The following is a 20,113-nucleotide window of genomic DNA, read 5'->3' on the forward strand; positions in this document are numbered from 1 at the left end:
ATTTTTCTTTTGATATCAACAGGATATTGACGGTATTTACGCTAGTCCATGAAGCGGGAGAAGCCTTCACTGGGCTCACGCTCGGTCACCAGGGTGTTCTCGATCCGCTCCGGATCGGCCCAGCCCAGCGCCATGCCGCAGACCACCATCTCGCTGTCCGCCAGGCCAAGTTCGGCATGAATGATCCGATGATACTGCGTGAACGCCGCTTGCGGGCAAGTGTCGAGGCCGCGTGCGCGCGCTGCCACCATGATGTTCTGTAAAAACATGCCGTAGTCGAGCCATGAGCCCTGCGCCATGATGCGGTCGATCGTGAAGATCAAGCCCACCGGCGCGTCGAAGAAGGCGTAGTTGCGCGCATGCTGGGCCGCCATGCCAGCCTTGTTGTCGCGGCTCAGCCCCAGCAGGCTGTACAGATCCCAGCCGACCTTGCGGCGCCGGTCGATGTACGGCGACGTCCACTCGCGCGGATAGTAGGCGTATTCCTCGGTGTGCCCGCGTGCCTGCCCGGGATCGGCATTGACCGCCAGGATCGCGTTCGACAGCCGCGTGCGCGCCGCGCCAGTGAGCACATACACCTTCCACGGTTGCGTATTGGTGCCCGACGGCGCACGCGCGGCAACGTCGAGAATGCGTGCGATCTCGTCGCGTTCCACCGGCTTGTCGAGAAAGGCGCGGATCGAGCGGCGCGACGTGATGGCGGCATCGACCGCTTCCTGGCTGGGACTGCTGATCATCGGAGATTCCTTGGTTTCTTGACGACAAAGGCGACGCCACTGACGGCGACCATCATCCCGACCAGACCAAGCAGGCTGAACGATTCGCCGAACAGCAGCCACGCCATGATGGCGGTGGTGGGCGGGGTCAGGTACATCAGGCTCGTTACTTCCGTGGCCTGGCTGCGCCGGATCAGGGTAAACAACAGGAAGATGGCGCCGATCGACAGTGCCAGCACCGACCACATCAGGGCCAGGATGAAGTCGCCGCTCCAGGTGATGTGGCTGAACGCCGGATCAAGGTTTTCCAGCCAGATGGCCAGTGGAATCAGCACCAGCACCGTGGCGCCGAACTGGATCACGGTGCCGGTGCGCAGATCGAACTGCGGACAGAAACGGCGCTGATACAGCGTGCCGCTCGTGATGCAGAGCAGCGCAAACAGGCACAGCGCCAGCGCGGCAGGCGACATGCCAGCCAGGCCCAGCTTGGCATACACGACCAGCGCCACGCCGGACAGGCCTAGCAGCAAGCCAAGCCACTGCAGGCGCCGCACGCGTTCGCCAATCAGTGGTGCGGCCGCCGCGGTCAGGATGGGCTGCATGCCGACGATCAGCGCCGTCAGCCCGGCCGGCATGCCCAGGCCGATGGCAGCCCAGACCCCGCCCAGGTACCCTGCCTGCAACAGCAGCCCGGCCAGCGCCACATGCAGGATCCGGCCACGCGGCCACGGCGCGCGCCAGATCAGCACGATCGGCAGCAACACGGCCAGCACGCCCAGGCAACGCACGATGAGGAAGGTCAGCGGCGGCGCATAAGGCAGGCCGAACTTGGCGACGATAAAGCCGGTGCTCCATAACAGCACAAAGAACAGCGGCACTGGCGACAGCCATGGGGCAGCCGGGGCGGCCGGGGCGGCAGCAGAAACCGGCGGAGAAGCGGCGCGCTGTGACATGGATGAACGGGTATCCCGAAAAAACCACGGTAGTTAAGGTAAAGACAAGGATCGAGTCTAGCACACGGTCCTGATGCAGCAAAAAAGGCAGAAAAAGAATGTTCGTTTGCGGTAGATCAATTGAGCTTTCTCATGGCAAATGCAATCTTGTCACTTCCGTACCACGGGATTGTGCATCGCATCAAAATCGCTTGACGCCTCAAACGAAGTGGCACAAAATCTGCCCTGTTGCGGTGCACAAAAGAAGAGCTTCGTCGCGTTTGTCAAAGAACCTGCCCCTACCCGAGCAACAGTCCATTCACGAAACGTAACATTTTGGAGAGACACATGTTTGCAATCCCTGAGCAGTTTTCCACCGCCACCAAGACCAGCATGGAATCGCAGTTCGCCCTGTTTTCGTCGCTGACGTCGAAGACGTTCGAGAGCATGGAAAAACTGGTTGCCCTGAACATCAGCACCGCACGTGCCAGCCTCGAAGAATCGTCAGCCCTGGCCAGCAAGATGCTGAGCGCCAAGGATCCACAAGAATTCTTCTCGCTGGCCGCTACCCAGGCCCAGCCAAGCGCTGAAAAAGCCATGGCCTACAGCCGTCAGCTGGCATCGATCGCCAGCGGCACCGGCGCCGAATTCTCGAAAGCGGCCGAAAGCCAGATCGTCGAAGCCAACCGCAAGGTGATTTCGCTGGTCGACGAAGTGAGCAAGAATGCACCGGCCGGTTCGGAAAACTTCGTCGCCGCCGTCAAGACCGCCATCAGCAACGCCAATGCCGGTTACGAGCAGTTCAGCAAGACCTCGAAGCAGGCTGTCGAAGCCATCGAAACCAATGTGAACGCCGCCGTGTCGCAATTCTCGGCCACCGCTGCCAAAGCCACCAACGCCGCAACGGCTGCTGCTGCGTAATACTGCAGCATCGCTGATCGGTAAAAAAAAGGCCGGGTCGCGCAAGCGTCCCGGCCATTTTTACGTCGGTATGGGTTATTCGCCCAGATACGCGGCCTGCACACGCGGATCGGTCAGCATGTCGCGCGCATTGCCCGTCATGATGATCTCGCCCGACTCCATCACATAGCCGCGGTGCGCGGCCTGCAGCGCCAGCTTGGCGTTCTGCTCGACCAGCAGGATCGTGATGCCCTGCTGCGACACATCGCGGATCACCTCGAAAATCTTCTCGACCATGATCGGCGACAGGCCCATCGACGGCTCGTCCAGCAACAGCAGCGTTGGATGGCACATCAGTGCGCGCGCCATCGCCAGCATCTGCTGCTCGCCGCCCGAGAGCGTCCCGGCCAGTTGGGCCGCGCGCTCCTTCAGGCGCGGGAACACCGCATACCACTTTTCGATATCGGCATCGATCCCGGCTTTGTCATTGCGCGTGTAGGCGCCCATCAACAGGTTTTCGTGAATCGACATGCGGGTGAACACCCCCCGCCCTTCCGGCACCATCGCCAGCTTTTGCTGGACCATGCGGAATGACTGGGTGCCGCGCAGTGGTTGCCCCAGGTAGCTGATGTCGCCTTCGACCTTGCATGGCGGCAGCGTGCCGGTGATGGCCTTCAGCGTGGTCGTCTTGCCGGCACCATTCGCACCAATCAGCGTGACCAGTTCGCCCCGGCCCACTTGCAGGTCGATCCCCTTGACGGCCTTGATGCCGCCGTACGCGACTTTCAGGCCCGCTATCTGCAGGATCGTTTCATTCTTCGTTGCGTCCATCAGTGGGCACCTCCCAGATAGGCGTCGATCACGGCCTGGTTCTTTTGGATCTCGGCCGGCACACCTTCGGCAATCTGCTTGCCGTATTCGAGCACCGTGATGCGGTCGCACAGACCCATCATCAGTTTGACGTCGTGCTCGATCAGCAGCACGGTCTTGCCCTGCGCCTTGATCTTGACGAGCAGTTCGCGCAGTCCCAGTTTTTCGGTGGCGTTCATGCCGGCCGCCGGTTCGTCCAGCGCCAGCAATTGCGGATCGGTCGCCAGCGCGCGCGCGATTTCCAGGCGCCGCTGGTCGCCGTACGACAAAAACTTTGCCGTGCGGTTGGCAAACTGGCCGATGCCCACAAAATCGAGCAGCTCCTGGGCGCGGACGCGGATCGCCCGTTCTTCTTCACGCGCCGCCTTGTGGCGCAGGATCGCGCCGAGCACGCCCTGTTTGGTGCGCACATGGCGGCCCACCATGACGTTTTCCAGCGCGCTCATCTCGCCGAACAGGCGGATGTTCTGGAACGTGCGCGCGATGCCGGCCCTGGCGACATCATGCGGGGCCGACGGCGAGTACGCCTTGCCGGCCAGCTCGAACGTGCCGCTGTCGGGCTGGTAGAGACCCGTGATCACATTGAAGAACGTGGTCTTGCCGGCGCCGTTCGGGCCGATCAGGCCGTAGATCTGGCCCTGCATGATCCGGATGCCGACATCGGTCAGCGCCTGCAGGCCGCCGAAGCGCTTGTTGACGCCGGCAATGTTCAGAATGACCTGGTCGTTCATGTGGTACTCGCTTCTTCGTCGTCACGCGCCAGTGCGGCATTCGGGCGCTCTTCCTTGTTGGGCGATGGCCACAGGCCGGCCGGGCGCACCAGCATGATCAGCACCAGCGCCAGGCCGTACAGCAACTGGCGCAGCACTTCGGCCTCGATGATCACCTTGCCGAACAGCGCCTGCTGGGCCGGGTCGACCACGTGGCGCAGCACTTCCGGCAGGGCCGCCAGCAGCACGCCGCCCAGCACCACGCCCGGGATGTGGCCGATACCGCCGAGCACCACCATCGCCAGCACGGCAATGGACTCGGTCAGCGAGAACGATTCCGGCGAGACAAAGCCCTGGAAGGCGCCGAACATCGCGCCGGCCACGCCGCCGAACGAGGCGCCCATGGCAAACGCGAGCAGCTTGACGTTGCGGGTATTGATGCCCATCGCCTTGGCCGCGATTTCGTCTTCGCGGATCGCCACCCAGGCGCGGCCCAGGCGCGAGTGCTGCAGGCGGCCTGTGATGAAGATCGACGCGATCACCAGCGCCAGGAACAGGAAGTAATACGCGTTCACCGACGGCATCGCGTAACTGCCGATGTGCACGGTGGCGTTCGACCCTTCCTCGCCCGCCAGCGACACCCCGAAGATGCGGATCGGGTCGATCATGTTGATCCCCTGCGGCCCGTTGGTGAAGTTGATCGGGTCGTTCAGGTTGTTCATGAAGATGCGGATGATCTCGCCGAAGCCCAGCGTGACGATGGCGAGGTAGTCGCCGCGCAATTTGAGCGTCGGGGCGCCCAGCAGCGCGCCGCACAGCGCGGCGCACAAGGCTGCCAGCGGCACGATCGCCCACAGCGACAGGTGGATGCCGTTCTGCTGGATCTCGGGGCCGAAGAACGCGACAAGCGCCTCGCCGATGGCGGGCGAATAATAGATCACCGATTCCAGCAGCGCAGCGAACTGTGGCGACGAGAACAGGCCGACCAGATAAGCACCGACGGCAAAGAACGCGATATAGCCCAGGTCGAGCAGGCCGGCAAAGCCCACCACGATGTTCAGGCCAAGCGCGAGCATGATGTACAGCAGCGCGATGTCGATGATGCGGACCCACGAGTTGCCGAATTGCGCGGCGAAGAACGGGAAGATCAGCAGCAGTACCAGCAGGAGCGCCATGCTGGTATAGGCCTGGCGCGGCTTGTGCTGGGTGTCGAACGTCAGGAGTGCCATGGTGTGCTCCGGTTAAGCGCGGTCGGCCACGCGTTCGCCCATGATCCCGGACGGGCGCAGGGTCAACACGAGGATCAGCACCACGAAGGCGAAGATGTCCTGGTAGTGGCTGCCAAGGAAGCCGCCGGTCAGGTCGCCGATATAGCCGGCGCCGAGCGCTTCGATGATGCCCAGCACGAGCCCACCGATCATGGCGCCATAAATATTGCCGATGCCGCCCAGCACCGCGGCGCAGAACGCTTTCAGGCCCGGCAGCACGCCCATCGTGAACGTGATCGACGCATAGTTGGCGCCCCACATCACGCCGGCCACGGCGGCCAGCGCGGCGCCAATGGCAAAGGTGGCGACAATCACGCGGTTCGAATCCACGCCCATCAGGCCGGCCACGCGCGGGTTCTCGGCCACGGCGCGCATCGCGCGGCCCATCTTCGTGCGCTCGACCAGCAGCACGAGGCCGCCCATCGCCAGCGCGGCCAGCACCAGCAGCAGCACCTGCGTTTGCGAAATCATGGCGCCGCCAATCATGATCGGCTCGGACGACAGCAGTTGCGGGAACGGCAACGGGCTGCGGCCCCAGATCATCATCGCGAACGTTTGCAGCAGGATCGAGATGCCGATGGCCGTGATCAACGGCGCCAGGCGCGGCGCATTGCGCAGGCGGCGGTAGGCAATGCGTTCAATCAGGATATTGACCAGCATGGTGACAGGAATGGCGCCCAGGATTGCCAGCGCCAGTTGCACATAACCAGGCAGGCCAGGCACATAGGCTTCAAGCAATTGCAGGATGGTCAGGCCAATCATCGCGCCGATCATCAGCACGTCACCATGGGCGAAATTGATCAGGTTGAGAACGCCGTACACCATCGTATAGCCGAGCGCGACCAACGCATACATACTGCCGAGCACGAGCCCGTTCAGTAGTTGTTGGATAAAGGTTTCCATCGTTCCGCCTGTTGTGCAATAACAAAAAACGGCACGCCGGATATCCCGACGTGCCGCTCATGGTCTGAAGCCGCTGCCTTACCGCTGTTTGCGGCCGAACAAAGCGCTGGTGGGCGCGTCGCTACGACAAATCCGAGCGCCGCCATCATAGCTTGGCTGCCGGAAAACTAACAACGGTAAATGGCGGCAGTAGCTAATTTTTGTTTTCTGCCGGAACGAAAAATAATGTTCAGCTTTCCGCCTTGAAGGCCACTTGCCGAACCCCGTCCAGCCCTTTCGGCAGCGGGAACGTGACGTTCTCTTCGACACCTTCAAGGGCGCGCACACTGGCGGCGCCCAGTTGCTTGAGGCGATCGATCACAGCCTGCACCAGTACCTCGGGCGCCGATGCGCCGGCGGTGACGCCGATGCGTTTCTTGCCGGCGATCCAGGCCGGATCGATGGCGGCGGCGTTGTCGACCATATACGCAGGCGTGCCCATCTTGTCGGCCACTTCGCGCAGGCGGTTTGAGTTGGAACTGTTCGGGCTGCCAACGACGATCACCACTTCCACCTGCGGTGCGAGGAACTTGACGGCTTCCTGGCGGTTGGTGGTGGCGTAGCAGATGTCGCCCTTCTTCGGCTCGATGATATTCGGGAAGCGCACCTTGAGCGCGTCGATGATGTCGGCCGTGTCGTCGACCGACAACGTGGTTTGCGACACATACGCGAGCAGGTCGGGGTTGCGCACCTGCAGGTTCTCGACATCGGCAACGGTCTCGACCAAGTGCATGCCTTCTTCGGCCTGGCCCATCGTGCCTTCGACTTCAGGGTGGCCATCGTGGCCGATCATGATGATCTCGGCGCCGAGTTTGCGCATCTTGGCCACTTCGACGTGCACCTTGGTCACCAGTGGGCAGGTCGCGTCGAAGATCGTCAGGCCGCGCGCTTCGGCGTCGGCGCGGACCGCTTTCGAGACGCCATGCGCCGAAAACACCAGCGTATTGCCGGGCGGGACGTCTTCGAGCTGCTCAATGAAGATCGCGCCCTTGGTGCGCAGGTCGGCCACCACGTAGGCGTTGTGGACGATCTCGTGGCGCACATAGATCGGGGCGCCAAATTGGGTCAGGGCGCGCTCGACAATTTCGATGGCGCGGTCGACGCCAGCGCAAAAGCCGCGCGGCTGGGCAAGCAGAATTTCGTTTTCCATAGTCTTCCTTTACAGCACCGAAATCAGTTTCACTTCGAACTGGAGCGCCCGGCCAGCCATCGGATGGTTGAAGTCGAACAGGGCCGAGTCGTCACGCATTTCAAGCAGCACACCGGCAAACCGGCCGCCCTTCGGCGCATTGAATTCGACCACTTCACCGACCAGGTAGTCGGCGCCCGGCACCGAATTTTCTTCCAGCGTCGCCTTCGACACCGACTGGATCAGTTCCGGGTTACGTTCACCGAACGCTTCCTGCGCACTGAGCTCGAAGGTCTGGTGCGTGCCTTCGGGCAGGCCGAGCAGGCGTTCTTCGAGGAACGGTGCCAGCTGGCCCTGACCCAGCAACAGCGTTGCCGGCGTGCCGTTGAAGGTGGTGATCACATCAGAACCACCGGCAACAGCCAGGCGGTAATGCAGGGTCAGGTACGAGGATTCATTGACGACAGGAGCAGCGTTGGCCATGTTCTTTGCGACGTTTCGTATGAGTGCGGGCAGCCCCGGTGGGGCAAACCGCTATTGTAAGCCACGCGCGCAGCTTGCGCCCGGGCTGCCTCTTTTTTTGGCGAGGAATCACGATGGGAATTTGTGACTGGCCCGAGCAGGACCGCCCCCGCGAGCGCTTGCTGCGCGATGGCCCGGCGGCATTGTCGGACACCGAACTGCTGGCAATTTTCCTGCGCGTGGGCGTGGCGGGGAAAAGCGCTGTGACGCTGGCGGGCGACACCCTCGCCCACTTCGGCTCGCTGCAGCGGCTGCTGCATGCCGATGCCGGCGAATTCGGCCAACTGCACGGTCTTGGGCCCGCCAAGTATGCGCAGCTCCAGGCGGCGCTCGAGCTGGCACGACGCGCGGTAGCCGAGCAATTCCGGCGCGAGGCGTTGTGTTCGCCTGAGGCAGTGCGGCACTATCTGCGCAGCCACTTCGCGCTGCGCACGCATGAATCGTTCACCGTGCTGTTCCTGGATATAAAAAACCGCCTGATCAATTGTGACGACATGTTCAGGGGCACGCTGACACATACCAGTGTCTATCCGCGCGAAGTCGTCAAGGCGGCGCTGCGGCGCAATGCGGCGGCCGTGATCCTGGCGCACAACCATCCATCGGGCGTGGCCGAGCCCAGCGACGCGGATCTGCGGCTCACGGGCGCGCTCACGCAGGCGCTGTCACTGGTAGAAATCCGGGTGCTGGACCATTTCGTGGTGGCCGGCAACCAGGTGTATTCGTTTGCCGAACATGGGCAGTTGTGACGGATTTGCCACCCGCTTGCCGTTTGGTCCTTGGCATAAATTACAGCGCGTAAACAGGGGCTTACCCGTGCTGATATACCCGCATCGGCAATTGTTAAATTTTTTAATCCATTGAATTGACCATTGTTTTTCGCAAGTGATTGATTCCGCTTCATTTTTCGCGCTATACTCTCGTTTTTCCAGTCCTGGAACATATTTAAGGAGTGCACTATGGCACGTGTTTGCCAAGTAACCGGCAAGGGTGTGATGGTTGGTAACAACGTCTCCCACGCTAACAACAAAACGAAGCGTCGTTTCCTGCCTAACCTGCAGAATCGTCGTATCTACGTCGAATCCGAAAACCGCTGGGTTTCGCTGCGTTTGTCGAACGCCGGCCTGCGCCTGATTGACAAGCTCGGCATCGATGCCGTGCTGGTCGACATGCGTGCTCGTGGCGAAAAAGTTTAATTAGGGAGCTATCATGGCAAAAACTGGCCGCGACAAAATCAAGCTGGAATCGACTGCAGGTACGGGTCACTTCTACACCACCACCAAGAACAAGCGCACGATGCCGGCGAAAATGGAAATTACCAAATTCGACCCTAAGGCACGTAAGCACGTGATCTACAAAGAAACCAAGATCAAGTAATCGATCCTGTTGTCTTTCAAAAAGCCGCCGGCGCAAGCCTGGCGGCTTTTTTTATGGCCGGACACCGTCCGCGTTACCATGGCGGAATGACCAGTTCGCCCCTGCCCTCCCTCTCTCCCGCCACCGACCGTCTCGACGCCCTCGATGTATTGCGCGGCTTTGCGCTGATCGGCATCTGCATCGCCAACGTCGAATTTTTCAACCGGCCCGTGGTCGAATCCGGACAAGGCATCCCGGCTGGTCTGCACGGCCTGGACTGGCTCGTGGCGTTTCTTGTCGCATATCTGGTCAGCGGCAAGTTCTGGACCATCTTTTCGCTGCTGTTCGGCATGGGCTTCGCACTGATGCTCGAGCGCGCCCGTGTGGCCGAGCGGCGGTTTGCGCCCATTTACGGCCGCCGGGTCGGCGTGCTGCTGGCGATCGGGCTGCTGCACCACACCTTGCTCTGGAGCGGCGATATCCTGATCAGCTATGCGGTCGGCGCGCTTGCGCTGATGCTCGCGCTGCTGGCGCCGGCGCGGGTGCTCGTGACCGCATTCATTGCCTGCGCGGTGCTGCCGCAGATCCCGGGTCTGGGCTGGCTGGGCTGGTTGCTGGCGCCGATCATCCTGGCGGCACTGGTCGCGCTGTACCTGCGCGCGCGGCAAGCGTGGCTGTTTCCGCTGCTGACGATCGGCGCCGGTGTGTTGATGCTGCTGGCGGCGCTGGGCGCAGCCTGGGGCAGCAAGGGCGACGACACGACAATGCTTGCCGCGACGGGCGCCATCTTGATGGGACTGGGCCTGCTTGCCTGCCGGCGCGGCCTGTCCGAACAGAAGCCACTACGCATCGGTCTCCAGATCGTGCTGCTGACCTATTCGTTCATCGCGGCAGAAGCCGGCGTGCGGCACTTCGCACCTGCAGTTACCCAGATGATGAGTGCGAGCACCACCACCAGCACACGCGCCAGCACCGATGACGCCGACGCGCGCGCCGACGATGGCCGCGCGCTACGCTACCGCGAGCAGGTCGCGCGCAGCGTCGAAGAGCGTGCCGTACTCACGCAGGGCAGTTATCGGGATGCCGTGGCGATGCGGTTCAGGCAGTTGGCCGAACGCCTGCGTGACGAGGTCGGGTTCGCAGTGTTGCTGGTAGGCGTATTCCTGATCGGCGTCTGGTTCGTGCGATCGGGCGTCATCGCACGCGCGGGAGAGTACAAAGCGCTCTACCGCCAGCTGGCCATTATTGGCATTCCGCTCGGCGTCGGACTTGGCCTGCTTGGCAGCCTGATTGCGACAGGCCGGCCGCTTGGGGTCGACGATGGCGGCCATGATCTTGCCTACGCCCTGCTGTCGCTGGGCAGTCTGCCCGCTGCGCTTGGTTATATTGGCGCGGTCATGTTGATGCTGCACAGCCGTGGCGCGCTGGCACGGATCCGCCTGCTGGCACCGTTCGGGCGCATGGCTCTGAGCAATTACCTGACGCAATCGCTCGTGTTTTCGCTGTTGTTTTATGCCCACGGAATGGGGCTGTGGGGGATGGGACGGACGGCGCAAGTGGGCATCGCGCTGGGGTTGTGCGCGTTGCAGATCGGCCTGAGTCACTGGTGGCTGGCGCGCTACCAGTACGGCCCGGTCGAATGGGTCTGGCGCGCGCTGACCTACCTGACCTGGCCGCCGATGCGCATAAAAAGCCGGGGTCAGGTCTGACATTCGGACACGATCCCGACAGTCAGGTAGTCGGAATAGCTGACGCCGTGTCGTGCTAAAAATGTACGAGCCAACATCGAACTGATTAAGGCTGAGGTCGTGTCCGAATGTCAGACCTGACCCCAGCTGTGTAGGTGAATAAAGCAGGCGCGACCAAATGCAAAACGGCTCCCGAAGGAGCCGTTTTTCAATCCGCTGATACAGGATCAGGCATAGGTACGCAGGCGCAACGAAAACTCTTGCAGCGCCTTGATGCCGGACGCCTCAGCGCGGTTGCACCAGTCCTGCAACTGATGCAGCAACTGATCACGGGTGTGATGCGAACGTTCCCAGATCGCGCCCAGTTCCACACGCATATTGTGCATGGTCTCCAGCGCTTTGCTGTGCTGGAACAGCTCGACCAGCTGCTCTTTCTGCGACAACTCCAGCTTGGCCGGTTCGCGCTGCATCAGCTTGCGCGAGCTTTTCAGGAAGCGCGTTTCCAGGCCACTGGCATGCTTGCGCTGCTCGAATTCTTCATGGAACGCATGCCGTACCGATTTCGCATACTTGGCCATCACGTCGTAACGATTGGCGATCACCGATTGCAGCGTATCGAAATCCGCCTGATCCTTGTTCTTGGCCAGTTTCGGCTTCGGCGCCACTTTCTTGACCTTGGCCAGTCCGACCATTTCGAGCATGCGGATATAGCCCCAGCCCAGGTCGAACTCGTACCACTTGCTCGACAGCTTGGCCGACGTGGCATACGTGTGGTGATTGTTGTGCAGCTCTTCGCCACCAATCAGGATGCCCCACGGGAAGATGTTGGTCGCGGCATCGCTGCAATCGAAATTGCGGTAGCCCCACCAGTGGCCCAGGCCATTGATGATGCCGGCAGCAGTGATCGGAATCCACATCATCTGCACCGCCCACACCGACAAACCGATGATGCCGAACAGCGCAACGTTGATCACAAGCATCGCGACCACGCCCATCATGCTGCGACCGGTGTACACGTGACGCTCAATCCAGTCGTCCGGCGTGCCATGGCCATACTTGTCCATGGTTTCCTGGACCTTGCTCTCGGCGCGGTACAGCTCGGCGCCTTCGAACAGCACCTTGCGGATGCCGCGCGTTTGCGGGCTGTGCGGATCTTCTTCGGTGTCGCACTTGGCGTGGTGCTTGCGGTGGATCGAGGCCCACTCCTTGGTGACCTGACCAGTGGTCAGCCACAGCCAGAAACGGAAGAAGTGACTTGGAATCGGGTGCAGGTCAAGCGCGCGGTGCGCCTGATGGCGGTGCAGGTACACAGTGACGCTGATGATGGTGATGTGCGTGACCACCAGCGTGTACAGAACGACTTCCCATGCCGAAAAATCCAGCAGGCCGGTCGACAAGAACGACAGCACAGCGTGCAAAGTGTCGTTAAAGAAATTCATTCAGTCTCCAATGCAGGGCTTGTATGACGTCGATCAGGAAGATCGCACATGCATAACCCTTGCATTTTACGTGTTTCTACTGCCGCACGGCAGCAGCACGGCTTCAATTTTTGCCTAAATCCGCGCCAGTCTGTTTTACGCCACCTTCGGTAGCGTCTGACGCACCTTCAGCGGTACGCGCCATCACGGACGTGATGTGCGCGTCGAGCAGGCGCGTGTCCATCGAAGGATGGCCAAGCTTGATGGCGCCAGTGTGCACCAGCGCGTAAATCTTGCGGTTGACTTCCGAGATCGGTCCGCCCTGCCCGTTTTCCGGGTCGCCCAGGAAGAACCCCACTTCGAGCTCGTAACCATCGGCGACAAAGGCCGTCAGCAGCACATTCGGCGCCGGCGTCTCCAGCACGCGGTCAACGCCTTTGGGTTGCTCTTCCAGCAACGGCATTACGACCGACAGATCGCTGTCGTACGACACCACCAGCTTGGTGACGGCGCGCACATTCTTGTTCGTCACCGACTGGTTCAGCACCACGCCGGTGATCAGCATCTCGTTTGGCAACAGCGTCTGCGTACCGTCGGCGCTACGCAACACCGTGTAGCGCGTATTGATGCGCGCGACCTTGCCGGAATACTTGTCGAGGGTGATCGGATCGCCAATCGCCAGACTGCGCTCGAACAGGATGATGAAACCGGACACATAATTACTGGCAATCCGCTGCATGCCCAGACCCAGACCCACACCAAGCGCGCCGCCGAACACCGATAGCACGGTCAGGTCCAGCCCCGCCAGTGACAGGCTCAACAACACGGCAACGAGGATCAGCGCAGCACGGCCCACGCGCGCCAACGCGACGCGCAGCGACGAGTGCATGCGCTCGACATGCATCAGCCGCTCTTCGAGCGCGGCGCCGGCCCACAGCGCCACGATCATCAGCACGACGATCGAGACGACGCCCTGCAACAGGTCGAGCAGCGAGGTTTTCTTGGCCCCGACCGGCAGCATGGTCGTCTCGAGCGCGTGCAACACGTCCGGCAGAATGCCGGTCAGGTGCAGCGCCACGATGATCCAGGCCGTGAAGGCAAACACGCGCTCGAACGTCTGCAGCGCCTCGCCCACCTGGCCACGGCGCGCAAAGGCACGGCGCAGCAGGTAAAAGAAGGTGCGGATGACCGCCAGCGACACGAACAGCGGCAGCGCCACGCGCAGCAGGTTCACGGTCTGGAAATGCTCCAGGATGACCTTGCTGAGCGACAGCAGCGCGACCGTCAGCAGCGGCCCGAGCACACGGGCAACGCCGCCCAGCCCGACACGCATCAAGCGGCCCTGCTCATCGCGATTCTTGAGCAGCGAGCGCCCGATCAACCCTGCCAACCCCCAGCCCGCCGCCACACAGAAGACAATCGCAAGCGCCTGCCACAACAGGGCCGGGTTGCGGATGTCGACAATCATGACATTCCAGAGGTCGGACAAGGGCATCGCAGGTTTCCTTATTCTTCGTCGGTGGCCGTCACATCGGCGTCAAGATCGGCGTCTGCCTTGACTGGTGCTGCCTTGACCAGTGCCTTGCGTTGCAGAACAGCGGCGAAGAAGCCGTCGGTCTGGTGCTTGTGCGGCAAGAGCTTGAGGTACTTGTCCATTTCGAGCGGAATCTTTTGCTCGGCCAGCACCTGGCTCATCGGCACCAGATCGAAATCAGGGTGCGTTGCCAGGAAGCCCTCGACGATGACGTCGTTTTCTTCATTCAGCAGGCTGCAGGTGGCGTACACGAGGCGGCCACCGTTCTTGACCAGGCGCGCAGCACCGTCCAGGATCGCGGCTTGCTTTTCCTGCATCTCGGCGATGGCGCCCAGTTGCTGGCGCCACTTGACGTCCGGATTGCGGCGCAAGGTACCCAGACCCGAGCATGGCGCATCGACCAGCACGCGGTCGATCTTGCCGGCCAGGCGCTTGACCTTGGCATCGCGCTCGTGCGCGATGAGCACCGGATGCACGTTCGACAAACCGCTGCGCGCCATGCGCGGCTTCAGTTTGGCCAGACGCTTTTCGGACACGTCGAACGCGTACAGGCGACCGGTATTGCGCATCAGCGCGCCCAGTGCCAGCGTCTTGCCGCCGGCACCAGCGCAGAAGTCGACCACCATCTCGCCGCGGCGCGCGCCGACGATCTGCGACAGCACCTGGCTGCCCTCGTCCTGCACTTCGATCGCGCCTTCCTTGAACAGCGGCAGATTCTGCAGCGCAGGCTTTTGCTTGACGCGCAGGCCCAGCGGCGCATACGGCATCGGCTCGGCCACGATCGGCGCTTCGAGCAGCGTGGCGATGACGGCGTCGCGCTCGGCCTTGATCGAATTGACGCGCAAATCGAGCGGCGCCGGCGTGTTGAGGACGGCAGCCAGTTCCAGGGCTTCGGCTTCGCCGAACTGGGCCACCAGCTTGTCGTACAGCCATTGCGGCAGATTGGCTTGCACCGGACCTGGCAACAACGTGCGATCGACTTCCTTGATGCGGGTCAGGAAGTGGGTTTCATCTTCGGTCAGGCCACCGATCGAATCGATGCCAGCCGTTTCGGCCAGGCCCAGCAGCGCCAGGCGGCGCATCGACGGCGTGCTGCCATGACCGGCGAAATCGGTGAAGAACGACTTGTTACGCAGCACCGAATACACGGCTTCGGCAATCACGCCACGCTCACGGCCGCCAAAACGCGGATTGTCTTTGAAGAAACGCGACAGGGTGACGTCGGCTGGGGAGGTAAAACGGAGAATCTCGCGCAGGACTTCTTCAGTCTTGGCGACGATCGCTGGAGGCAATCTCATGTAAATCCTTGGGTTGTAAACTGCTTACTTAAAACAATGCGTTTTAAATACTAATGGCGTCAAAGCTGGGCTCGACGATGCGCACCGCACCGTTCTCGACGACCAGACGGTCTTCGACGAACAGGCGCACCGCGCGCGGATAAAGCTTGTGTTCTTCGACCAGCAGGCGGGTAGCGAGCGTGGCTTCGGTGTCGCCTGGCAGCACGGGAATGCGTGCCTGCAAGACCGCCGGGCCGTGATCGAGTTCGGCCGTGACAAAGTGGACCGTCGCGCCATGCTCGACACAACCGGCGTCGAGCGCCTGCTGGTGCGTGTGCAATCCCGGAAACAGCGGCAGCAGCGACGGGTGAATATTGAGCATCCGGCCTGCATAATGCTCGACGAACGGCGCCGTCAGGATGCGCATGAAACCGGCCAGCACGACCAGATCCGGCTCGAAGACGTCGATGGTTTCCTGCAGCTTGGCGTCGAATTCGGCGCGGGTGGCAAACGACTTGCTCGGCACCACTGCAGTGGGAATGCCGCGCGCCTGCGCAAACGCCAGGCCACCGGCTTCAGGTTTATTGCTGATGACGGCGGCGATACGGGCTGGCCAACCTTCAGCATCAAGCGCTCGTACGACCGCTTCCATATTGCTTCCGCGGCCCGAAATCAGGATCACGATATTTTTCATAGGCGGCATTGTACCGTAACGACGGGCACCAAATGCTGCCTTTGATCCTGACTCAGGCGGTCGGCGGCACCGTCGCGAACGAGTAGAACACGCGGAACGGCACCTTCTTTTCGGCCCAGAATTCGGCCGCATCGCGAAACACGTCGAGCAGGTTTTCGCGTGCTTCCTTGTCGAATTTCTGGGCGCTTGGCAGCTGCTCCAGCACCACGATGAAGCCCGGCTGCGGGCCTGCTTCGTGGACGGTTTCGGTCAGGCATTTACGCAGCGCATCGAAGTTCTTGCTGCACGGCTTTGGAAAGTAGAATTGTTCGCCGATACGGGCGCAGACTTGTTGTTTGGTGAGCGTGTTGGCGCAATGTGCGTACAGAAAATGATGTCCGAGTTGCCCCGCCTCCTGTTGCAGATCGCCAACGTTAAACGCGCGGATCGCTTGCACAATATTCGGCGCCACTCTCATCAACAAACTCATTTTTTCCTCAAGTTGACCTGTCAATAACGCGCCATGGCGCAACCCGTCGCGACGCCATGGGGCGTTGCTGCCGCTCACCTCGCTGTCGTTGCTATACGCCAATAAGTCCATGATTTGTGTAAGGGTAACGTTTTGTGGTATTGGAAGCAACCCAAATGTGCATTGCGAATAGTCATTTGTAAGAATCGGTACCACCTTGACGGCCTCAAAAACAAGGCAAATCGGTCGGCTTCATTCTGGCGCGCTTCCGCGACTAGTCAATCGGCTGTTACATTTTGTTGCCACAGGGACTCGATGTGTTTTTGCGATCGGCGTACTATCAAGACTTGAACGCAGACTGTATTTATTGTCTCAACCAACGTCGCACCACTGAACGAGGACCATCATGAAATTCCAAGCCAAACTGATCATCGCAGCCCTGGGTGTGGTCACCCTGCCGCTGGCACAGGCTGCCGACTTTGAAGATTTCGGCCGGGTGGTGCGCGTCGAGCCACGCGTCGAACAAGTCCGCACCCCGCGCCAGGAGTGCCGTACCGAATACGTGCAAGTGCCGGTGCAACAAGAACGCAACGCAGGCGGCACGATTGTCGGCGGTATCGCCGGCGCCCTGCTCGGCAGCCAGATCGGCGGCGGCAACGGTAAAGTGGCTGCGTCGGCCGCCGGCGCCATCGCCGGTGCCATGGTGGGCGACCGCGTCCAGAACAATGGTCGCCAGGGCAGCAGCGTGCAAGAACAGGCAGTGCAGCAATGCCGCACCGTGGAAGCCATCGAATCGCGCACCTCGGGCTACAACGTGACCTACGAATACCGTGGCCAGAATTACACGTCGCTGATGCGCAATGACCCGGGCAACCGCGTGCGTCTGCGCGTGTCGGTCCAGCCACTGGACAGCTATGACGACGGCCAGTCCTATAGCCAGTATCAGCGCTAAGCTTCGTCATCATTGCATACGACAACGCGGCCCCGGTGGCCGCGTTGTCGTATGCAGGGTGCGGATCGTGGACCGAGCTTGCGCTGCGGGAACGCAACCGCCGATAATAGGGCGATTCCATCAGGCAGTCTTATGCTCATCAAACGCAAATCCATCGAACAGGCCGAATCGTCGCGCCGCCCTTCCCGCAAGCCAAAATACGCGCCCGTCACGCTGTCCGAACAGGAAGGCGTACGCTACCTGCATTTCGGCACCGAATGGGTTCAGGGTGCCATGCGCATCCGCAAGCCTGACTGGCCGGAACTCGAGTACGCCCAGCAGATGATGGCCTGGATGCTGTTCATCGAGTCGCCACGCGCCATCGTCCAGCTCGGCCTGGGCGCGGCCACGATGACCAAGTTCTGCTACCGCCAGTTTCCCGAGGCCACCGTCACCGCTATCGAACTGAACCCGTCGGTGATCGCCATCTGCAACTCGATGTTCAAGCTGCCGGGCCTGGACGAACGCCTGACCGTGCTCGAGATGGATGCGCTGGACTTCGTCGAAGACCCGCAGCACCACGGCGCGTTCGACGTGCTGCAATGCGACTTGTATGACGCCACCGCGCGCGGCCCTGTGCTCGACACGCCCGAGTTCTACGTGGCCTGCGCCAATTGCCTGACCGACGAGGGCATCATGACCGTCAACCTGTTTGGCGACCACCCGAGTTTTGCCAAGAACCTCAAGGCCATGAAGTTCGCCTTCGGCCACGTACTGTGCCTGCCTGAAGTGCACGATGGTAATGTGGTCGCACTCTGCTTCAAGACGCGCCCCACGCTTGACGAGGACGCGCTGAGCAAACGGGCGGCGCAGATCAAACTCCAGACCAAGCTGCCCGCCGCATCCTGGGTCAAGGGATTGTTCGCCACCGATTGATTTGCCAAGGGCCACCGTGAACGCTATCCCGCAAAAACCCGCCAGCCTGCGTAAGCTCGATCTGCAATCGATTTTTTCGTGGCTGCTGGCCGACGGGATCGTCACGAAGGACAACGTCAAGGCCCAATTCGCCCAAGCCCAGGGCATCCTCAAGAATGCACCGGGCACAATGCACCCGCTCACGGCGGTGGCGCAATGCAAGCTGGTTTCGGAATTACCGCCCCATCGCCTGCTCACGCTGGACGTGCTGACCGAATGGTGCGCCGCCAAGGTCGGCCTGCCCTTCATCCGCATCGATCCGCTCAAGATCGATTTCACGAAAGTGGCCGACGTGATGTCGGCCGGCTACGCGGCGCGCTTCAATATCCTGCCAGTGGAAATGACAGCGACGACGCTGGTGGTGGCCACGGCCGATCCATCGCTGACCGAATGGGAGGCCGAGATCGCCAAAGTCGCGCGGCGCCGCATCGAACTGGTGCTGGCCAATCCGCTCGACATTGCGCAGTACATCTCGCAATTTTTCGCACTGGCCAAATCGATCCGCGACGCCAACCGCAGCAGCGGACAAGACGTCGCGATGCGCAACAACTTCGAGCAGTTGGTCGAAATGGGCAAGGCGAACAAGCAGTTCGATGCCAACGACCAGCACATCGTCAATATCGTCGACTGGCTGTGGGGTTACGCCTTCGAACAGCGGGCTTCGGATATTCATTTGGAACCGAAGCGTGAACTTGCTGTCGTACGTTTTCGCATCGACGGCGTGCTGCACCAGGTGTACCAGGTGCCGGCCGTGGTCATGATTGCGATGACGGCGCGGATCAAATTGCTGGGACGGATGGACGTGATTGAAAAGCGCCGCCCGCAAGATGGCCGCATCAAAACCCGCACCGCCGGCGGCCAGGAAGTCGAATTGCGCCTGTCGACGATGCCCACCGCGTTCGGGGAAAAGCTCGTGATGCGTATTTTCGACCCTGAAGTCGTCGTCAAGACATTGCCCGAGCTAGGCTTTCCGGCTGACGACGCCCTGCGCTGGGATCGCCTGACCAAGCGCCCGCATGGCATCATCCTCGTGACCGGCCCCACTGGCTCGGGCAAGACGACGACGCTATATACGACCCTCAAGGCGCTGGCGACGAGCGAAGTCAATGTCTGCACGGTAGAAGACCCGATCGAGATGGTCGAACCGGCCTTCAACCAGATGCAGGTGCAGCCAGGGATCGATCTGTCGTTCGCCGATGGCGTGCGCTCATTGATGCGCCAGGACCCGGACATCATCATGGTCGGCGAGATCCGCGACCTGCCGACGGCCGAGATGGCGATCCAGGCCGCGCTGACCGGACACCTGGTGTTCTCGACGCTGCACACGAACGACGCGCCATCGGCAGTGATGCGCCTGATCGAACTGGGCGTGCCGGATTACCTGCTCGAGGCGACATTGATCGGCGTGATGGCCCAGCGCCTGGTACGCACGCTCTGCCCTGCCTGCAAGACGCCCGGTGGCGAGTTGAGCGACGATGTGTGGGACAGCGTTGGCGGTGCGTGGAAGATTCCCAAGCCTGCTGTTGTATATCGGCCGATTGGCTGTCCAGAGTGCCGCCAGACCGGGTATCGGGGACGGACCGGGATTTATGAGCTGTTGAGCGTGAGTGAGGGCTTTGGCAAGCTGATGCGGGGTGCGGGCGACCTGGTGGCGCTGCGCCAGCAGAGTGTTCTCGATGGCATGAAGCCACTGCGCATTGCCGGCGCGATGAAAGTGGTTGAAGGCGTGACCACGGCGGACGAGGTGCTGAAGGTGACGTCGGCGTTGTCTTGAGTAGTTCTTTGTAGAAATTTATGCGGGAGGCC

The 20,113-nt window shown here is 61.4% G+C and carries 21 protein-coding genes; 8 read left to right on the top strand and 13 right to left on the bottom strand.

The annotated features are described in order from the left end of the window. Window positions 1–41 precede the first annotated feature (41 nt). Together AC56LY_RS15260 and AC56LY_RS15265 are read right to left on the bottom strand one after the other, a co-directional pair. Entirely contained in the window at window positions 42–737 is a 696-nt protein-coding gene (locus AC56LY_RS15260) for a nitroreductase (protein WP_499580849.1), read from the bottom strand. Beyond that, the gene (locus AC56LY_RS15265) at window positions 734–1,669 is read right to left on the bottom strand and encodes a DMT family transporter (protein ID WP_499580851.1); all 936 of its coding nucleotides are present in this window, start codon (window positions 1,667–1,669) and stop codon (window positions 734–736) included. The genes AC56LY_RS15260 and AC56LY_RS15265 overlap by 4 nt, the downstream gene beginning before the upstream one ends. Before the next feature lie 327 nt (window positions 1,670–1,996). Here AC56LY_RS15265 and phaP point away from each other — a divergent pair, with 327 nt between their 5' ends. Then, entirely contained in the window at window positions 1,997–2,569 is a 573-nt protein-coding gene (phaP, locus tag AC56LY_RS15270; protein ID WP_499580852.1) for a TIGR01841 family phasin, read from the top strand. A gap of 75 nt (window positions 2,570–2,644) precedes the next feature. Here phaP and AC56LY_RS15275 read toward each other — a convergent pair whose 3' ends face one another. The 6 genes from AC56LY_RS15275 to AC56LY_RS15300 form a co-directional block, all read right to left on the bottom strand. Then, complete coding sequence (locus tag AC56LY_RS15275) at window positions 2,645–3,379, bottom strand: ABC transporter ATP-binding protein (protein ID WP_499580854.1); 735 nt, start codon at window positions 3,377–3,379, stop codon at window positions 2,645–2,647. Then, entirely contained in the window at window positions 3,379–4,149 is a 771-nt protein-coding gene (locus tag AC56LY_RS15280) for an ABC transporter ATP-binding protein (RefSeq protein WP_499580856.1), read from the bottom strand. The genes AC56LY_RS15275 and AC56LY_RS15280 overlap by 1 nt, the downstream gene beginning before the upstream one ends. After that, window positions 4,146–5,357, bottom strand: a complete 1,212-nt coding sequence (locus AC56LY_RS15285; RefSeq protein WP_499580857.1) for an ABC transporter permease subunit — start codon at window positions 5,355–5,357, stop codon at window positions 4,146–4,148. Before AC56LY_RS15285 ends, AC56LY_RS15280 begins: the two co-directional genes overlap by 4 nt. Before the next feature lie 12 nt (window positions 5,358–5,369). After that, on the bottom strand, window positions 5,370–6,299 hold the full coding sequence (locus tag AC56LY_RS15290) for a branched-chain amino acid ABC transporter permease (protein ID WP_499580859.1): 930 nt from the start codon (window positions 6,297–6,299) through the stop codon (window positions 5,370–5,372). 229 nt (window positions 6,300–6,528) lie between these two features. Continuing rightward, the gene (ispH, locus tag AC56LY_RS15295) at window positions 6,529–7,488 is read right to left on the bottom strand and encodes a 4-hydroxy-3-methylbut-2-enyl diphosphate reductase (RefSeq protein ID WP_499580861.1); all 960 of its coding nucleotides are present in this window, start codon (window positions 7,486–7,488) and stop codon (window positions 6,529–6,531) included. A gap of 9 nt (window positions 7,489–7,497) precedes the next feature. Next, entirely contained in the window at window positions 7,498–7,950 is a 453-nt protein-coding gene (locus AC56LY_RS15300) for an FKBP-type peptidyl-prolyl cis-trans isomerase (protein ID WP_499580862.1), read from the bottom strand. Between the two features lie 113 nt (window positions 7,951–8,063). Here AC56LY_RS15300 and radC point away from each other — a divergent pair, with 113 nt between their 5' ends. From radC to AC56LY_RS15320, 4 genes are all read left to right on the top strand, one after another. Beyond that, window positions 8,064–8,735 carry a RadC family protein gene (gene radC / locus AC56LY_RS15305; RefSeq protein WP_499580864.1) on the top strand — a complete coding sequence of 224 codons (672 nt, stop codon included), beginning with the start codon at window positions 8,064–8,066 and terminating at the stop codon, window positions 8,733–8,735. 210 nt (window positions 8,736–8,945) lie between these two features. Next, window positions 8,946–9,182, top strand: coding sequence for a 50S ribosomal protein L28 (gene rpmB, locus AC56LY_RS15310; protein WP_183555830.1), 237 nt, complete (start codon window positions 8,946–8,948; stop codon window positions 9,180–9,182). A gap of 13 nt (window positions 9,183–9,195) precedes the next feature. Beyond that, complete coding sequence (gene rpmG / locus AC56LY_RS15315; protein ID WP_005665735.1) at window positions 9,196–9,363, top strand: 50S ribosomal protein L33; 168 nt, start codon at window positions 9,196–9,198, stop codon at window positions 9,361–9,363. 86 nt (window positions 9,364–9,449) lie between these two features. Continuing rightward, window positions 9,450–11,051, top strand: a complete 1,602-nt coding sequence (locus AC56LY_RS15320) for a DUF418 domain-containing protein (RefSeq protein WP_499580866.1) — start codon at window positions 9,450–9,452, stop codon at window positions 11,049–11,051. A gap of 206 nt (window positions 11,052–11,257) precedes the next feature. On the opposite strand, the gene AC56LY_RS15325 is transcribed toward AC56LY_RS15320, so the two are convergent. The 5 genes from AC56LY_RS15325 to AC56LY_RS15345 all read right to left on the bottom strand — a co-directional run bounded on the left by AC56LY_RS15325 (window position 11,258) and on the right by AC56LY_RS15345 (window position 16,500). Beyond that, window positions 11,258–12,469, bottom strand: coding sequence for a DesA family fatty acid desaturase (locus tag AC56LY_RS15325; protein WP_499580867.1), 1,212 nt, complete (start codon window positions 12,467–12,469; stop codon window positions 11,258–11,260). Between the two features lie 103 nt (window positions 12,470–12,572). Next, on the bottom strand, window positions 12,573–13,943 hold the full coding sequence (locus AC56LY_RS15330; protein WP_499580869.1) for a mechanosensitive ion channel family protein: 1,371 nt from the start codon (window positions 13,941–13,943) through the stop codon (window positions 12,573–12,575). 11 nt (window positions 13,944–13,954) lie between these two features. Next, window positions 13,955–15,280: an RsmB/NOP family class I SAM-dependent RNA methyltransferase gene (locus tag AC56LY_RS15335; RefSeq protein WP_499559618.1), complete on the bottom strand. Its 1,326-nt coding sequence runs from the start codon at window positions 15,278–15,280 to the stop codon at window positions 13,955–13,957. A 43-nt stretch (window positions 15,281–15,323) separates the two neighbouring features. After that, complete coding sequence (gene purN, locus AC56LY_RS15340) at window positions 15,324–15,953, bottom strand: phosphoribosylglycinamide formyltransferase (RefSeq protein ID WP_499580870.1); 630 nt, start codon at window positions 15,951–15,953, stop codon at window positions 15,324–15,326. 52 nt (window positions 15,954–16,005) lie between these two features. Further along, entirely contained in the window at window positions 16,006–16,500 is a 495-nt protein-coding gene (locus AC56LY_RS15345; RefSeq protein WP_499580872.1) for a barstar family protein, read from the bottom strand. Between the two features lie 307 nt (window positions 16,501–16,807). Here AC56LY_RS15345 and AC56LY_RS15350 point away from each other — a divergent pair, with 307 nt between their 5' ends. The 3 genes from AC56LY_RS15350 to tfpB all read left to right on the top strand — a co-directional run bounded on the left by AC56LY_RS15350 (window position 16,808) and on the right by tfpB (window position 20,081). Further along, complete coding sequence (locus tag AC56LY_RS15350) at window positions 16,808–17,353, top strand: glycine zipper 2TM domain-containing protein (protein ID WP_499580874.1); 546 nt, start codon at window positions 16,808–16,810, stop codon at window positions 17,351–17,353. A 132-nt stretch (window positions 17,354–17,485) separates the two neighbouring features. Further along, window positions 17,486–18,268, top strand: a complete 783-nt coding sequence (locus tag AC56LY_RS15355; protein WP_499580876.1) for a spermine/spermidine synthase domain-containing protein — start codon at window positions 17,486–17,488, stop codon at window positions 18,266–18,268. Between the two features lie 16 nt (window positions 18,269–18,284). Continuing rightward, a complete protein-coding gene (gene tfpB / locus AC56LY_RS15360) occupies window positions 18,285–20,081 on the top strand; it encodes a type IV pilus assembly ATPase TfpB (protein WP_499580878.1) in 1,797 nt (598 codons plus the stop codon). Window positions 20,082–20,113: the final 32 nt, after the last annotated feature.

The sequence above is a fragment of the Telluria sp. ZT3P25 genome, assembly GCF_059685895.1.

Bases quoted from the DNA above. Each gene is read 5' to 3' on its own strand.
- AC56LY_RS15260 (WP_499580849.1), bottom strand. From the start codon at position 737: ATGATCAGCAGTCCCAGCCAGGAAGCGGTCGATGCCGCCATCACGTCG.
- AC56LY_RS15265 (WP_499580851.1), bottom strand. From the start codon at position 1,669: ATGTCACAGCGCGCCGCTTCTCCGCCGGTTTCTGCTGCCGCCCCGGCC.
- phaP (WP_499580852.1), top strand. From the start codon at position 1,997: ATGTTTGCAATCCCTGAGCAGTTTTCCACCGCCACCAAGACCAGCATG.
- AC56LY_RS15275 (WP_499580854.1), bottom strand. From the start codon at position 3,379: ATGGACGCAACGAAGAATGAAACGATCCTGCAGATAGCGGGCCTGAAA.
- AC56LY_RS15280 (WP_499580856.1), bottom strand. From the start codon at position 4,149: ATGAACGACCAGGTCATTCTGAACATTGCCGGCGTCAACAAGCGCTTC.
- AC56LY_RS15285 (WP_499580857.1), bottom strand. From the start codon at position 5,357: ATGGCACTCCTGACGTTCGACACCCAGCACAAGCCGCGCCAGGCCTAT.
- AC56LY_RS15290 (WP_499580859.1), bottom strand. From the start codon at position 6,299: ATGGAAACCTTTATCCAACAACTACTGAACGGGCTCGTGCTCGGCAGT.
- ispH (WP_499580861.1), bottom strand. From the start codon at position 7,488: ATGGAAAACGAAATTCTGCTTGCCCAGCCGCGCGGCTTTTGCGCTGGC.
- AC56LY_RS15300 (WP_499580862.1), bottom strand. From the start codon at position 7,950: ATGGCCAACGCTGCTCCTGTCGTCAATGAATCCTCGTACCTGACCCTG.
- radC (WP_499580864.1), top strand. From the start codon at position 8,064: ATGGGAATTTGTGACTGGCCCGAGCAGGACCGCCCCCGCGAGCGCTTG.
- rpmB (WP_183555830.1), top strand. From the start codon at position 8,946: ATGGCACGTGTTTGCCAAGTAACCGGCAAGGGTGTGATGGTTGGTAAC.
- rpmG (WP_005665735.1), top strand. From the start codon at position 9,196: ATGGCAAAAACTGGCCGCGACAAAATCAAGCTGGAATCGACTGCAGGT.
- AC56LY_RS15320 (WP_499580866.1), top strand. From the start codon at position 9,450: ATGACCAGTTCGCCCCTGCCCTCCCTCTCTCCCGCCACCGACCGTCTC.
- AC56LY_RS15325 (WP_499580867.1), bottom strand. From the start codon at position 12,469: ATGAATTTCTTTAACGACACTTTGCACGCTGTGCTGTCGTTCTTGTCG.
- AC56LY_RS15330 (WP_499580869.1), bottom strand. From the start codon at position 13,943: ATGCCCTTGTCCGACCTCTGGAATGTCATGATTGTCGACATCCGCAAC.
- AC56LY_RS15335 (WP_499559618.1), bottom strand. From the start codon at position 15,280: ATGAGATTGCCTCCAGCGATCGTCGCCAAGACTGAAGAAGTCCTGCGC.
- purN (WP_499580870.1), bottom strand. From the start codon at position 15,953: ATGAAAAATATCGTGATCCTGATTTCGGGCCGCGGAAGCAATATGGAA.
- AC56LY_RS15350 (WP_499580874.1), top strand. From the start codon at position 16,808: ATGAAATTCCAAGCCAAACTGATCATCGCAGCCCTGGGTGTGGTCACC.
- AC56LY_RS15355 (WP_499580876.1), top strand. From the start codon at position 17,486: ATGCTCATCAAACGCAAATCCATCGAACAGGCCGAATCGTCGCGCCGC.